11 protein-coding genes are annotated in these 13827 nt (G+C 69.8%); all 11 read right to left on the bottom strand.

The window, feature by feature from the left end:
* Positions 1-11 precede the first annotated feature (11 nt).
* Positions 12-539: a flagellar basal body-associated FliL family protein gene (locus HNR76_RS15690; RefSeq protein ID WP_162311667.1), complete on the bottom strand. Its 528-nt coding sequence runs from the start codon at positions 537-539 to the stop codon at positions 12-14.
* 209 nt (positions 540-748) lie between these two features.
* A complete protein-coding gene (locus HNR76_RS15615; protein WP_162311666.1) occupies positions 749-1987 on the bottom strand; it encodes a flagellar hook-length control protein FliK in 1239 nt (412 codons plus the stop codon).
* Between the two features lie 2 nt (positions 1988-1989).
* On the bottom strand, positions 1990-2448 hold the full coding sequence (gene fliJ, locus HNR76_RS12670) for a flagellar export protein FliJ (protein WP_162311665.1): 459 nt from the start codon (positions 2446-2448) through the stop codon (positions 1990-1992).
* The gene (fliI, locus tag HNR76_RS12665) at positions 2445-3890 is read right to left on the bottom strand and encodes a flagellar protein export ATPase FliI (RefSeq protein WP_162311664.1); all 1446 of its coding nucleotides are present in this window, start codon (positions 3888-3890) and stop codon (positions 2445-2447) included. Before fliI ends, fliJ begins: the two co-directional genes overlap by 4 nt.
* Positions 3887-4495 carry a FliH/SctL family protein gene (locus HNR76_RS12660; protein WP_162311663.1) on the bottom strand — a complete coding sequence of 203 codons (609 nt, stop codon included), beginning with the start codon at positions 4493-4495 and terminating at the stop codon, positions 3887-3889. Before HNR76_RS12660 ends, fliI begins: the two co-directional genes overlap by 4 nt.
* Entirely contained in the window at positions 4492-5481 is a 990-nt protein-coding gene (fliG, locus tag HNR76_RS12655) for a flagellar motor switch protein FliG (RefSeq protein WP_246429136.1), read from the bottom strand. The genes HNR76_RS12660 and fliG overlap by 4 nt, the downstream gene beginning before the upstream one ends.
* Positions 5482-5494: 13 nt before the next feature.
* Complete coding sequence (fliF, locus tag HNR76_RS12650; protein ID WP_162311661.1) at positions 5495-7186, bottom strand: flagellar basal-body MS-ring/collar protein FliF; 1692 nt, start codon at positions 7184-7186, stop codon at positions 5495-5497.
* A gap of 17 nt (positions 7187-7203) precedes the next feature.
* Positions 7204-7581: a flagellar hook-basal body complex protein FliE gene (gene fliE / locus HNR76_RS12645; protein WP_162311660.1), complete on the bottom strand. Its 378-nt coding sequence runs from the start codon at positions 7579-7581 to the stop codon at positions 7204-7206.
* A gap of 426 nt (positions 7582-8007) precedes the next feature.
* Positions 8008-8988, bottom strand: a complete 981-nt coding sequence (locus HNR76_RS12640; protein ID WP_162311659.1) for a class I SAM-dependent methyltransferase — start codon at positions 8986-8988, stop codon at positions 8008-8010.
* Positions 8989-9018: 30 nt separating this feature from the next.
* Positions 9019-12558 (bottom strand): glycosyltransferase, encoded by a 3540-nt coding sequence (locus HNR76_RS12635; protein WP_246429133.1) that lies wholly within the window; start codon positions 12556-12558, stop codon positions 9019-9021.
* A complete protein-coding gene (locus tag HNR76_RS12630) occupies positions 12555-13826 on the bottom strand; it encodes an ATP-grasp domain-containing protein (protein ID WP_162311658.1) in 1272 nt (423 codons plus the stop codon). The genes HNR76_RS12635 and HNR76_RS12630 overlap by 4 nt, the downstream gene beginning before the upstream one ends.
* Position 13827: the final 1 nt, after the last annotated feature.

Genomic DNA, 13827 nt, shown 5'->3' with positions numbered 1-13827 from the left:
GCGTGCGCCCCTCACTGGGTGACGAAGCTGGTGAACAGCAGGGCTTCGGCGCCGGCCGAACCGGTTTCGGTGCGCATGAGCTTCTGCACCTCGGCGAGCGCCTGGGTCTGCAGCTTCTCCTTGCCCGCGCGGTCGGCGATGCCTTCCGGGGTCTGCTGCGCCAGCAGCATCAGCAGGCGGGCGCGGATGGCCGGGCTGTGGCGCTGCAGGTTGGCCAGCGCGGCCGCGTCGCGGGTCATGAGCTGGATCTCGACCTGCAGGTACTGCGGGCCGTCCAGGCCGCCGTTGAGGTTGACCACGAACGGCGGCTCCAGGGCGAGGTACTGGGCCTGGGCCGGCAGTTTCGACTTGGCCGCCTGGGCCACGGCTGCTTCCGCCTCGGCGGCACGGTGCGAGGCCCGGTACCAGGTGCCGGCCACGCCGGCGATGGCGACGAGGGCCACCAGGCCCAGGATCAGCGGCAGCTTGCCGCCGCCCTTCTTGGCGGAGGCGGTCTTGGAAGGCGGGGTCCGTGTTGTCTTGTCGGCGGCAGCGGGCACGCGTCTTTCTCCTTGGGATTGCCATCGTCAGGATGCAAGCACCGTGCCGCGGGCGTGGCGGGGATTTGACGCGTTGTGGGCCGTGGACAGGAGGCCCGGCCGGCAGCACCTGCAAGGGGCATGGCCGCAAGCGGTGGGCGGGGAGCCCGTATGGCCGGCGCCGCGCTGGCGGCGCGGCGGGGTTCGGGAAAGCGGCGGGGACGACGAGGTCAGGCGTAGGCGTCGAGCAGGCCGCGGCGGACGCTGTGCACGGGGGGGGCTGCCGTTTCCTCGCCAACGGCCGCATCGCCATGCCCGCCGCCCGTGCCGGTGCCGGCCGCCTGGCTATTGCCATCGCGCTGCGATTGCGGCGACTGCTGGCCCACGCCCGCATGGGCCAATTGGAAGCCATGCTGGCCCAGCATTTCGCGCAGGCGCGGCAGGCTGCTTTCCAACGCCTGGCGCACTTCCGGCTGGGCACTGGTGAAGTCGGCGCTGATGCGGTCGCCGTCCAGTCGCAGGCGGATCTCCACCGGCCCCAGTTCCTGCGGCGAGATGCGGATGTGGGCATGGCCGATCTTCTGCCCGGCCAGCCACTGCACATGGGTGCCGATGTCGTCGGCGAAGGCCTGGCCGTGCAACTGCGGCACCGGTGCGTGCGGGGCGGAGAGCGGCGGCGCGGACGCGGCGGCAGGCGGCGGCGCCACCGGCGGCAGGACGAAGGTGGCCGCCGAAGCATCGGCAGTGGAGGCGGTGGAGGCCGTGGGAGCCGGGGACGCCGCGGCCGCGACAGGCAGGGGATCGGCGGGTGCCGGGGAAGCGGTGCCTTGCTCCGCGACGGGCAGGGCCTTGGTACTCGCCGCCGCGGTGGCGGCAGCGGCGGCGGGAAGCGGGCGGGCGCCATCGGCGGCGGGGGCGTCGGCGACCGGCTGGGTCTGGGCCTGGGCATCGGCGGTGCCGGCAACGGCCGCCGGCACAGCGCCCGGCAGCCCCTGGGGCATCGCCGTCGCGCCTGTCGCACTCGGGGCGCCCGCGAAGCTGGACGCCGGTGCCTCCTGCGCCACCGCGGCGCCGGTGGCGGGCGGCGGTGCGGCCGCCGGATCGAGCAGGCTGGCCAGCCCCGGCGGCGGCCAGCCGTTGTCGGGCGCCGTTTCCGCGTCCGGCGCCGCGTCCGCGGAGCGCAAGGTCTCGCCGGCCTCGGCCGTGGCGGCCGGGTCGGCGTCTTCGCCATCCTCGGCGCCCGGGGCGCGGGCGGCGGCGCGATGCCCGGCATCGCGGCCGGCCGCGTCGGCACGCTTTCCGGGCCGGGTGTCGCCGGCGTTGGCCGGATCGGTGCGCGGCGTGCCTTCCTGCTGCGCGCCCCCCTGGAGCATGCGCGAGAACTGGCCGTCGCCGGCGCTTTCCACGCCGCTGGCGCCGGGAGCGGGCGGCGCCGGCGCGGGCGCCACGGCGTTGGCGATGGCTGACATGTTCAATGCGACTCTCCCTCGGCTTCGCTGGCCTGCTGCGCGGCGCGGACGCGGCGCGCGCCCAGGTCGTCCATGTCGCGCTGGCTGCGGCGTTCGTCCACCTTGCGTTCCTGCGCGCGGTAGCTGGCGGCCAGTTGCTCCAGCACCTGCTTGTCGCGGCTGGCCAGCAGCAGGCGGGTGCGCTCGGCCTCCAGGTGCTGGCGGCTGCTGTCCACGTTGCGGCATTGCTGCTCCACCGCGCTTTCCAGGCGGTCGAGGAAGGCGCGGCGGTTGGCCAGTTGCGCCGGGCTGGTGGCGGCCATCTGGCTGGAGGCGTATTCGTCCACGTAGCGGCGAAGCTCGTCCAGGCGCGACTCCTGCAGCGCATGCGCGCGCTGGCGCTCGGCCAGCTCGCGGGCCACGGTGTCCTCGTGCTCCTGCGCGCGGCGCAGCAGCGGGTCGATGCGGCGGGACTGCATCATGCGGTGGTCTCCTTCTCATGCAGCCTGTCTTCCGGCTGCTCATGCAAGAGCTGTGCAAGCGCCTCGCGGCTGTGGCCCAGGTCGGCGGCACGGGCCACGTCCTGGCCGAGGAACTCGACGATCTCCGGCCAGCGCTCCAGGGCCTCGTCCACCACCGGGTCGTTGCCGCGCTGGTAGGCGCCGATGGCGATCAGGTCGCGGTTGGCGTTGTAGGCCGACACCAGGCGCTTGAGCGCGCGGATGCGTTCGCGCCAGGTCTCGTCGGCGATGTCCTGGACCACGCGGCTGACCGAGGATTCCACGTCGATGGCCGGGTACAGGCCGGCGTCGGCGATTCGGCGCGAGAGCAGGATGTGGCCGTCGAGGATCGCGCGGGCGGCGTCGGCGATCGGGTCCTGCGGGTCGTCGCCCTCGGTCAGTACGGTGTAGAAGGCGGTGATCGAGCCGCGCCCGGCGGCCCCGTTGCCGGCGCGCTCGACCAGCGCCGGCAGCTTGGCGAACACGCTCGGCGGGTAGCCGCGGGTGGTCGGCGGCTCGCCCACCGACAGGCCGATCTCGCGCTGAGCCTGGGCGAAGCGGGTCAGCGAATCCATCAGCAGCAACACGTTCAGGCCCTGGTCGCGGAACCACTCGGCGATGGCGGTGGCGCGGTAGGCGCCGTGCAGGCGCGCCAGCGGCGGTCGGTCGGCCGGGGCGGCCACGACCACGGCGCGGCGCAGGCCTTCCTCGCCCAGGGTGGTCTCGACGAAGTCGCGCACCTCGCGGCCGCGCTCGCCGATCAGGCCGACCACGATGACGTCGGCGGCGGTGTAGCGGGTCATCATCCCCAGCAGGGTCGACTTGCCCACGCCCGAGCCGGCGAACAGGCCCACGCGCTGGCCGCGGCCGATGGGCAGCAGGGCGTTGATCGCGCGCACGCCCACGTCCAGCGGCTGGATGATGGGTTCGCGCGCCAGCGGGTTGATCGCCACGCCGGCCATGCCCACGCTGCCCTCGGCGCGGACCGGGCCGCGGCCGTCCAGCGGCACGCCGTCCGAGTCGATGACCCGGCCGAGCAGGCCTTCGCCCACCTCCACGCCGCCGCGGCGGCGCACCGGCACCACCCGGGCGTTGGGCAGCAGGCCATGCAGTTCGGCGCTGGGCATCAGCGAGGTGCGCTCGCCGGCGAAGCCCACCACCTCGGCCTCGACCCAGCCGCCATCGGCGACCTCGACCTTGCAGGTGGCGCCCATCGGCGCCTCGCAGCCGGTCGCTTCCAGGGTCAGGCCCACCGCGCGGCGCAGCACGCCCTCGCGGATCAGGCCGCGGCCGGTGGACGGGTCCAGCGCGATCGCGTCCAGCCGGGTGGCCAGGCGCAGGTTGCGCGCGGCCAGCCAGTCGGCCGGCACCGCGCCGGGGACGACCGGGGAGGAAGCCGAAGCGGGCGGCGGCGGCGGGGTCATGTGCCTGTCCCGGCCTTGTGGATGACGCTTTCCAGCGCGCCGCGCAGGCGCGCCTCCAGGGTGCCGTCGATGCGCACGCTCTCGGCATGCACGCGCAGGTCGCCGCGGCCCAGGGACGGGTCCGGGACCAGGCGCGCGCCGGAGACCAGCGCCAGCAGCGGCGCCAGCGCGGCGATGTCGTCCGGGTGCAGGCGCACCTCGACCTCGCGGCTGGCGCCGCCCACCGCGTCCAGCGCCTCGGTCACCAGGTCCGACAGCAGCGCCGGGTCGGCGTCGTAGGCGCGGCCGACCAGGCTGCCGGCGATGCGCACGGCCAGTTCGCCCAGCGCCGTGGTGACCTCGTCCTCCAGACGCGCGAGCGGACGGGAGAAGTTGTCGAGGATGCCCTCGATCTGCGCGGTCAAGCGGCGCACCTCGGCCTGGCCCTGGGCGAAGCCTTCCTGGTGGCCGCGGGCCAGGCCTTCCTCGTAGCTCTCGCGGCTCGCCGCGTCCTGGATGGCCTGGATTTCCTCCAGGCTGGGCGGCCGCGGCGGCGGCGCATCGGCCATCGGGACGGCCGCGCCCGCGCCCAGTTCCGGTGCCAGCCAGCGCACGGCCGGGCTCATACCAGTTCCTCGCCACCGGCGCTGTTGAGCGCGATCACGCCCTCATCGGCCAGCCGCCTGACGATGCTCAGGATCTCCTTCTGCGCCGACTCCACGTCGGACAGCCGCACCGGGCCGCGTGCGTCCATGTCCTCCAGCAGGATCTCGGCGGCGCGCTGGGACATGTTGCGGGTGATCTTCTCGCGCACCTTGGTGTCGGCGCCGCGCAGGGCGATGCCCAGGCGCTCGCCGGAAACCTCGCGCAGCAGGGTCTGCAGCTCGCGGTCCTCCAGCTCGACCAGGTCGTCGAACACGAACATCAGGTCCTGGATGCGCTGGCTCAGCTCGGCGTCCACCTGCGAGATGGCGCCCAGGATCGACTGGTCCTGGCCGGTCTCCAGGAAGTTGAGGATGTTGGCCGCGACCTTCACCCCGCCGATGCTGGACGACTTCAGGTTCTGGTTGCCGGCGAACTGGCGCTCCATGATCTCGTTTAGCTCGTTGAGCGCGTTGGGCGGGATGCCGTCCAGGGTGGCGATGCGCAGCAGCACGTCGGCGCGCACGCGCTCGGGCAGGAACTTGAGCGCGTCGGCGGCCTGGTCGCTGTCCAGGTGCGAGAGCACGATGGCGATGATCTGCGGGTGCTCGTTGCGCACCAGGTCGGCCACCGCGCGCGGGTCCATCCACTTCAGGGTGTCCAGGCCGGTGGTGTTGCGGCCCAGCAGGATGCGGTCGATCAGGCTGCCGGCCTTGTCCGCGCCCAGCGCCTGGATCAGCACGTTGCGGATGTAGTCGTCGGCGCCCACGCCCAGCGAGGTCTGCTTGTCCAGCGCGCCCTCGAAGTCGTCCATCACCTGCATGACCTTTTCGCGGGTGACGCCGCTCATGGTCGCCATGGCCAGGCCGAGCTTCTGCACTTCCTTGGCGCCCATGTGCTTGAGCACCTCGGCCGCGTCGGTCTCGCCCAGCGAGAGCAGCAGCACCGCGGCGCGCTGGACGCCGCTCAGTTCGTCGGGGTTGCTAGGCTGTTTCATTGCCCAACCAGTCCTTCACCACCTGGGCGACCCGCTTGGAGTCGGTCTTGACCGCCTCGCGCGCGTTGCGCAGGCGGTCGTCGTAGGCATTGGAGGTCAGCGCGATGGGTTGGCGCGCGGCGGCGATCCGGGCGGTATCCTCGGCCAGCACCAGCGCGTCCTCGTCGTCGACCAGCGCGACCTCGGCCTGCTGGGCATGGCCCGGCCTGGGCTTGGGCGCCGGCGCCGCGATCTGGCGCAGGGTGGGGCGCAGCACGCCGAACAGCAGGGCCAGCACCACGGCCGCGCCGAGCACCAGGCGCAGGGCATCGCGCAGGCGCGGGTCCTCCCACCACTTGGCCGGCTCCAGCGCTTCCCCGCCGGTCTCGCGAACGAACGGGGCGTTGACCACCGAGACCACATCGCCCCGGTTGGCGTCGAAGCCCACCGCCTGGCGGACCAGTTCCTCGACCCGCTTCAGTTCCTCCGCGCCCAGCGGCTGCAGGGCGGCCTTGCCGTCCGTGCCGGTGCGCGGCACGTGGTCGACCAGCACCGCGGCGGTGACCCGGCGAATGCGGCCGGCCGGCTGGCGGGTGTGCTGCAGGGTGCGGTCCAGCTCGAAGTTGCGGGTGGCGCTGCGCGAGGTTTCCGTGGGCACGGCGGCGGCGGCGGCGGCCGGGGGCGCGGCCGCCGGGTCGGCCGGTGCCGCGGCGCCCGGCGGGGTGTTGCTGGTGGCGCCGGGAATGCCCTGCGGGCCATCGGCGGTAGCGGCGGTGTTCTCGCTGACCTGTTCGCTGCGCAGCTTCGGCGGCTCGCCGTTGAACAGCTCGCGCGCCTCCTCGGTGACCGAGAAGTCCACGTCGACGGTGACCTCGGCGTTGACCCGGCCGCTGCCGGTCAGCGGCTCGAGCAGCTCGCGGATGCGCTGGCTGTAGGAGGTTTCCTGGCGGCGCACCTGCTCGAACTGGACCGCGCTCAGCTCCGAGGCGCTGTCGGTGCCGTTGCGGCTGAGCAGGCGGCCGTTCTGGTCGACCACGGTGACCCGCTCGGGGGCCAGGTCGGGGATGGAGGAGGAGACCAGGTGGACGATGGCGTCGACCTGGTTGCGCTCCAGCAGCGTGCCCGAGCGCAGCTCCAGCATCACCGAGGCGCTGGCCGCCTCGCGCTGGCGGGTGAACGCCGAGGGCTTGGGGATGGCCAGGTGCACGCGCGCGTCGCGCACCGGGCGCAGGGTGGCGATGGTGCGCACCAGCTCGGTTTCCAGCGCGTGCTGGTAGCGCGCGCTCTCCACGAACTGGCTGACGCCGAAGCCCGGGTCGCGCTCCATCAGCTCGAAGCCCAGGCGGCCGCTGTCGGCCAGGCCCGAGCCGGCCAGCTTGAGGCGGGCATCGTGCAGGTGCTTTTCCGGCACCGAGATCGCGCCGGTGGCCTGGTCCAGCTTGAACGGGATCTGCGCCGAACGCAGCAGGTCGGTGGCCTCGGCGGTGGCCTTGGGGTCCAGGCCGGTGTACAGCGGGCTGTAGTCCGGCTTCTGCGACCAGAAGAACACGTACAGGCCCGCCGCCACCGCCAGGGCGATCGTCAGCATGGTGCCGAGCTTGCGCACCAACTGCATCTCCTGCAGCTTGACCATCGCCTGCGCGGCCTTCTCGGTGGCCTGCTCGCGGTTGAGGGATTCCTTGGAAAGGGTGATGGCCATCGAGGTTCAATCCTGGATCACAGCGGCATGTTCATGACGTCTTGATAGGCCTGCACCAGCTTGTTGCGGACCTCCACGGTAGCGCGGAAGGCCACCTGCGCATGCTGCGAGGCGATCATCACCCGGGCCAGGTCGGCGCCGGGCTCGCCGCGCTCGAAGGCCACGGCCAAGGCGCTGGCCTTCTCCTGCGCCTCGCTGACGCCCTGGACGGCGTTGCGCAGGGTCTGGCTGAAGCTGGGACCGGAGGCCGCGCCTGCCTGGTCCGGCGCCTGCACGCCCCGCAGCCCCTGGATCGCATCCCCGCGCGCCACGTCGCCGGTGGCGTGCGCGGCCTGGCCCAGTTGCGACTGGTAGGCGCGTATCTGCGACAGGACGGAACTGATCGAATCGGTCATGGGGGGCCCCCGGACGGGCGCGTGCCGGTCTCGCCCTCCCTGATGCAAACGGCGTGCCGGAAGGGTGCCGGGATTCCGGCGCAAGGATGAAATCCTTTCCGAACAATCCCTTGCGCCGCGAAGCCAGGCGCCATGGCCCAGCCGGGCAGGGCCAGGCCAGGGCCTGCGAATGGCTGCCCCCCATGTAGGAGCCGGCTTCCGCCGGCGACGGCCGTGCCGGCGAGCCGGCCGACCCCGGCTTGGGGGGGACGGTCGCCGGCCGAAGTCGGCTGCCATAGGGATGCCGGGCGGCCGCATACCGAAGCTGGCGTGTCACCGCGTGCAGGCAACAGACCGACCGAGGACTCCGATCCGTCCCAGTCCAGCGCCCAATGAGCGGCAAATCCCGGGTTCACCCAGGATTTATCGCCAGGAACGCGGGCGATATCAGGAAGGGGTCACAACGAATGTGTATGCCCTTTCGTTGTGGAATTCCGAGAATCCGTATTTCGATGCCAGTGAATTGATATGTGTCGACTCCACCTGGGCGCCAAGATCGCGCCACTCCTGCGCCATTTTTACCCGGGAAAGGGTGTTCCAGTGGTAATGCTTGATGGGCTTGATCCGATGGTCCTCGATTTCGTCCATGCTGAAATACGAAATGACGATCTTGTCGCGAGTGACGCGCATCGCTTCTTTCATCGCAACGCGGCAGGCATCGATGTGGAGATGCTCGAAAAGATCATGGATGACCATGATGTCCCATGATTTGTCGGCTTCGTCCATGTCCAGGATGTTGCCCCGGACGAACGTCGCTTCCGGGTGGCGCTTTTGGGCTGTTGCGACATTGGCCGCGTTCAGGTCGAAGCCCTTGTACCTTATCGCCCGCCCGAATCCGTAGGCATCGAGGAATCGATAGTCGTTGGCTGCGCCGCATGCGGCCTCGATTACCGTGGGCTTTCTTGCCGAGGCCGCATAGGGAGCCAATTCCCTCACCCATCGGGCTTGCCACTCTTTCTGTTGTTCGTCGAAAAGTTGCTTGTAGAGGGTTTGATAGAGCTTGTTCTCGGGCAGGTCGCTTTTGATCGCGCTGAGGTTGTGCACGGAAACGCCATGCTCTTTTTCGTATTCCCTGAGCATGCGATTCGCATCAAACGCCCATGCCAGTTCCTCCATTGCCATGTCATGGAGTTTTCCGTCGGCAATGCCGTCCGCGATGTGGAGGCGGGCGAGGATGCTCTGCGGGTTTATCCGCGGATCCTGGAGGCTCTGGACCAGGTAGTCCGCCAGCAGTTCCTGGTCATATGACTCCCATTGCTTGATGAGGTTTTCGGTTTCCTTGGCAAGGAAATGCTTGTCTTCCATTCTGGTGCTCCCGTTCGGATGATTGCCGTGGCGATGTTTGAAGGTGGATCGTTGGATTTCCATGGAACTGTTTCCTTGATACGCGCCGTGGGTTCAAGGCAGCCAGGCGGCGCGCCACTCCTCCAGCCCGTTATCGGCCAGCATCCAGTCGCGGTGCACCGCGGTACGCAGCGCATCGCCTGCCGCAGCACGGGCTTCGCTGTCGGCGAGGTGGTCTCGGATGGCGCCGACCCAGTCGCGGTGGCGGTTGCGCACGCGGGTCACCGGTAATGCGGCATCCCGGTAGGGACCGACATCGCTGCACACCACCGGCACCGCGCAGGCGCCGTATTCGAGCAGACGCAGGTTGCTCTTGCACTCGTTGAAGCGGTTCTGCTCCAGCGGGGCGATGGACAGATCGAGATTCAGCCGTGCCAGCACGCGCGGGTAGGTGGCGATGTCGACGCCGGGATGAAATTCGGCCAGGTACGGCTGCAACCGCTCCGGGCACATGCCCAGGAAAACCCAGTCCACTTCGCCGGCCAGTTCGGCGATCACGCCGGCAACCATCTCCAGGTCGCCCGCATGGCCCACGCCACCGGCCCAGCCCACGCGCGGCTTGGCCCCCGTATTTCGGTTTGGCGCGGGCAGGCTTTTCCACCAAGGTGGTGGCAGGCGGTTGCGGGCGATACGGATGTCCGGATGCATGCCGGCGAAGGCTTCGGCCAGCGCCGGCGTGGATACCACGACGCGGTCAACCAGCCCGAAGGCCCGCCGCAGGCTGCGCAGGATGTCGCGTGGCATGTGCTCGCGGTGGACGTTCTTGGCCGGCAGGTTGGGCAGGTAGTCGTCCAGTTCGTAGACCTTGAGCGCGCGCGAGAAGCGCGGCATGCGACGCATGCGCTCCAGGTCTTCGTCGGAAACCCGGCGCTGCAGCACCACCACGTCCGGGTCGATGCGCGCTTGCGCGACGGTATCGAGCAGGGTGGCGTAGAGCGCCCCTTCGGCCCGGGCGACGGTCTTGAGCGCCTCGAGCGGCTGGATCACGCGGTAATGGCCGCTGCCCCAAGGGTCGGCCGGATGCGCCAGCACGCGTGGAACCGGCCGCCACGGAAACGGCCGCCATGAGAAATCCGACTCGCCCAGGCGGAAGCCGCCGGGCACGTCCAGCCGCAGGCTGGGGTTGTAGGCCGGGTCGTGGGCGAGGGCGGGGAGCCAGCGCTCAACCAGGGCATCGCTGGCGGCTGGCGGCAACGGTCCCACTTCGGCCGAGTGAAGCAGCAGTGCGTGCGGTGTCCACACCGTGGGATGGCCGAGCTGGCACGCGCGCAGGCACAGGTCGATGTCGGCGCCCGCGTCGGCGAACGTGGCATGGTCGAAGCCCTCCAGTTCCACGAACAGCGCCTTGCCTATCAGCAGGCAACTGTCGGCGACGGCCGAGTAGTTCTGCGCCACCTGCAGGCGGGCCATGTAGCCGGGTGCATCCATCGGCGAGCCGGCAAAGGCGCGGCCGCCACTGGGCAGCAGGCCGGGCACCAGCCCGGCGTGGGTGATCTTGCCATCGGCCGATACGGTCTTCGCGCCAACTATGCCCACCTCCGGGCGCAAGCCGTGGTTGAGCAGTTCTTCCAGCCATTGCGGTTGCAGGGCCGCCACCTCCGGGCGCAGGAACAGCAGGTAATCCCCGGCCGCCTGCGTGGCCGCCACGTTGCAGGCGGCGGCATGCATCAGCGGCGGATCGAAGGCGAACGCCCGCACGCGGCCGGCAGCCAGCGTTTCGACCTGCTGCATCCACTGGCCGGTTTCGGCGGCGGCACCGTTGTCGATCAGCAACAGTTCGTAATTCGGGTAGCGGGTCTTTTCCAGCAGCGAGACCACGCAGCGTTCCAGCGTGGCCAGGGCGGTGTTCGCCGAGGCGATCACCACCAGCGAAACGGGCGGTTGCCGGTCGTGACCGTATTCGATCCGGTACAGGCCGGCCGCCGTACTTTCGACCCTTGCGCGTGGATGCCCCATGCGTTTCAGGTGCTGGAGGATCGCCTGGCGTTCGGCGCCCTCGTTCACGACCAGAGGCGTATGGGAAACCAAGGGCTCGGCCATGTGGTGGATGGCGGCAGCGTCGTTGCCCGCCATTACTTCCAGAACCAGATCGAGGCCTGGGACCGCACCGGCCGCGGGATCGATTGCCGGCGCGGCGAGTACCGCATCACGATGGAACAGCCAGTGCCGTGCGAAGACCGACGGATTGGCCAGTACCAGCCCGGGATCGAAGTCCGGCAGCAGCAGCGGGGAAGTCTGGTGGTCGGCATCCACATGCCAGCCGTCGGCATACAGAGCACGGCAATTTTGCAGGCTTGGCAGGGTCATTGCCAAACGTTGCATGCCGCCGGTCAGGAAGTGGGCACCGGCCTGTACCGACAACAGCCAGTCGATGCCCTCGGTGGCCATGCTCCGCAGGACCTGCCCGGGCGAGGCATTCACATGCGCGCCGAACCCGGCGCCGGCGTACCTTTCCGGAACGGTATCGATGCCCGTCACCACCACCCGCAGGTGGAGGAGGTCGGCATGCATCGCCAGGCTGCCCAGGGTCAGATCAAGTGCGGCGGCGGGGGTATGCGTGCCGGCCGATACCACCACGCCCACGCGCGCTTTCCCGCCTGCCCCTACGTGTGCGACGCCAAGCCCGCGCTGGGCCGCATTCCAGCGCCGCGGCCGCCGCCATTCGTGCAGTTGTTGCTGCACGTTCGCGGTGGATTCGGCCCCTGCCAATGCTTGGGCCAGGTCGAATGCGACAGAAGGCGCGCCTGGTTCCAGCGCAGCCATGACCGGGGTAGTCGTGCCGGAGCTTTCGTCGCACCACCCCAGCTTGCGCAGCCCTTGCCGGAAATCCTCCAAGCCTTGGTCGCCGATGCCGGGCAGGTTGCGGCCGATCTGGCTGAACTGCTGCGCCGAGACCCGGAAGCTGCTCAGGCGCCGGTCGAGGAAGGCCAGTGCGCCGTGCTGCAGCAGCCTGGCATACAGCGCCAAGTCGCCGAACCAGCGAATCGGCACGCCGTCCAGGTCCATCAAGCGGTCGCCGAAAGCGAGCAGGTCGGCTCGCCGACACAGCACCGCGCTGGGTTCGCCGATGAAGTTCACCGTGTGTTTGCCGAGGAAATCGACCAGCGACGGGCCATCGATGAGCATGTCGCAGGCGAACAGGCGTGCGGTGTGCAGCGTATCCGGAAGCGCGTAGCCACCGGCATTGATGCGCAGGCGGCGCGAGGAAACCAGGGCGACGCCGTGGCGGCCACGAATTGCGGCTACCTGGGCGGCGATGCAATCCGGGTGCAGCAGGTCGTCGTCGTACAGGAACTTGATGTATTCGCCCCGCGCCAGTTGCACGCAGCGGGCGGCGTTGCGCGATTCGTGCAGGCGCTCTGGATTGCGGTGGTAGTGGACGGGAAAATCCACCGTGGCCGCGAAGGCCTCGACCAGCTCCCGTACCCGGTCGCCGCGGCAATCGTCGCAGACCACCAGCTCCAGGTTCGGCCAGGTTTGCGCGCGCAGGCTCTCCAGCGCGGCGGCGAGGTAGTGCGGCTTGTAGGCGGGCATGGCCACGCTGACCAGCGGGGAAGCGGCAACGGGCGCAACGGTGGGCATGGTGTCGGTCATGGGAACAGGAGGTCGAGCGCATCCACGTCGAACACGGGGACGCCGCGATTGCCGGCGACTTCCATGCGCTCGGGGAAATGGTTGTCGATGAAGATCGACGATGCCGGCACGTGCGCGGACTTGGGTTCGCCTTGGCGCAGGTGGACGATCTGGTCGAACAGGGTGGCCGGGATGTGGGCCGCCGCCAATGCCGGCAACGGGTCGCGCGGATGCCGGGTCAGCAGTACCAGTCGTTTTCTCAGTTGCCGCAAGCGATAGGCCAGGCGCATCGCACTTGGGTTGGCGATGCCATCGCACAGCAGGGTGTCGTCCAGGTCGAAGCAGGCGGTATCGAAGTCATGCTCCAGTACGGCGGTGGTGGCCAGCCTGCGCTCCACCCGCGATACGCGGGGATCGTCCAATACGTCCAGGTCGCGCCCCATGTGATCCTGTACGGCCATCAGCGGCAGGTTCACCCCCGCGGCACGTTGCAGCGCCGAGCTGCTCGACAGCCGGCAGCTAAGTTCGAGCAGCTTCCATTGCCCGTGCAGATCGCGCTTGACCTGGAAGAACCATGGTCCGCACAGGCGCAGGCGCTGATTGATGTCTCCGGCGATGTCCCGCAATTCGGCATCCGCCGCCATGCGCCGCGAGCACATGGCGACCCCCCCGGCCACGCGTTCGCGGCTGCGTGGCCCCACATGCAGCAGCCGACCGTGGCGGTCGGTGAAGCAGTCCACGGTCGCCTCCTCGCCGGGCAGGTATTCGCAGACCACGGGCTCGTCCGTCGTCGCCAATGCGGTGGCGAGTTCGGCAGGTGCATGGACAAGGCGGAAACCCTTTCCTCCCTGGTCCCGATCGGGCTTGACCGCCACCGGCCAAGTGTCGATGCAACCGTGGGCGGCGTACCTGCGCGGCATCCACGCCTTGTCATCGAACAAGGCGTAGGTGGCCGATTTTCGGCGTGCCGTGCGGGAGGCATCGGGATCGCCATTGACCAACCGGCTGTTCCAGCCCGTGATGCGTGGGGCCAGGTATTCCTGCACGCTGTCGTGGGTGGCGAACACCAAATCGATGCGCCATTGCGCCAGCAGCCGGGAAAAACTGGCGTCGAAGTCAGGGGCGGCGATGTTCGGGACCCGGGCATGCCGGGAAAATGCCAATGCGCCGTGGTCGGAGCGGCTGGAGGCGCCATGCAGTTCCACATGCACCGAATGCCCTAGTGCGGCTGCGATCTCCAGGCCGATTTCGCTGCCGCTCGGGAAGACCAATATCCTGACCTTATTCATC

Source organism: Pseudoxanthomonas broegbernensis (genome assembly GCF_014202435.1).
Taxonomy (GTDB): Bacteria; Pseudomonadota; Gammaproteobacteria; order Xanthomonadales; family Xanthomonadaceae; genus Pseudoxanthomonas; species Pseudoxanthomonas broegbernensis.
This window is presented reverse-complemented; position numbering and strand designations above follow the sequence as displayed.

What these genes read in the sequence shown, in the direction of transcription:
- HNR76_RS12640 (WP_162311659.1), bottom strand. Translation starts at nt 8,988, where the DNA reads ATGGAAATCCAACGATCCACCTTCAAACATCGCCACGGCAATCATCCG.
- fliF (WP_162311661.1), bottom strand. Translation starts at nt 7,186, where the DNA reads ATGGCCATCACCCTTTCCAAGGAATCCCTCAACCGCGAGCAGGCCACC.
- HNR76_RS12660 (WP_162311663.1), bottom strand. Translation starts at nt 4,495, where the DNA reads ATGAGCCCGGCCGTGCGCTGGCTGGCACCGGAACTGGGCGCGGGCGCG.
- fliI (WP_162311664.1), bottom strand. Translation starts at nt 3,890, where the DNA reads ATGACCCCGCCGCCGCCGCCCGCTTCGGCTTCCTCCCCGGTCGTCCCC.
- HNR76_RS12630 (WP_162311658.1), bottom strand. Translation starts at nt 13,826, where the DNA reads ATGAATAAGGTCAGGATATTGGTCTTCCCGAGCGGCAGCGAAATCGGC.
- fliE (WP_162311660.1), bottom strand. Translation starts at nt 7,581, where the DNA reads ATGACCGATTCGATCAGTTCCGTCCTGTCGCAGATACGCGCCTACCAG.
- fliJ (WP_162311665.1), bottom strand. Translation starts at nt 2,448, where the DNA reads ATGATGCAGTCCCGCCGCATCGACCCGCTGCTGCGCCGCGCGCAGGAG.
- HNR76_RS15615 (WP_162311666.1), bottom strand. Translation starts at nt 1,987, where the DNA reads ATGTCAGCCATCGCCAACGCCGTGGCGCCCGCGCCGGCGCCGCCCGCT.
- HNR76_RS12635 (WP_246429133.1), bottom strand. Translation starts at nt 12,558, where the DNA reads ATGACCGACACCATGCCCACCGTTGCGCCCGTTGCCGCTTCCCCGCTG.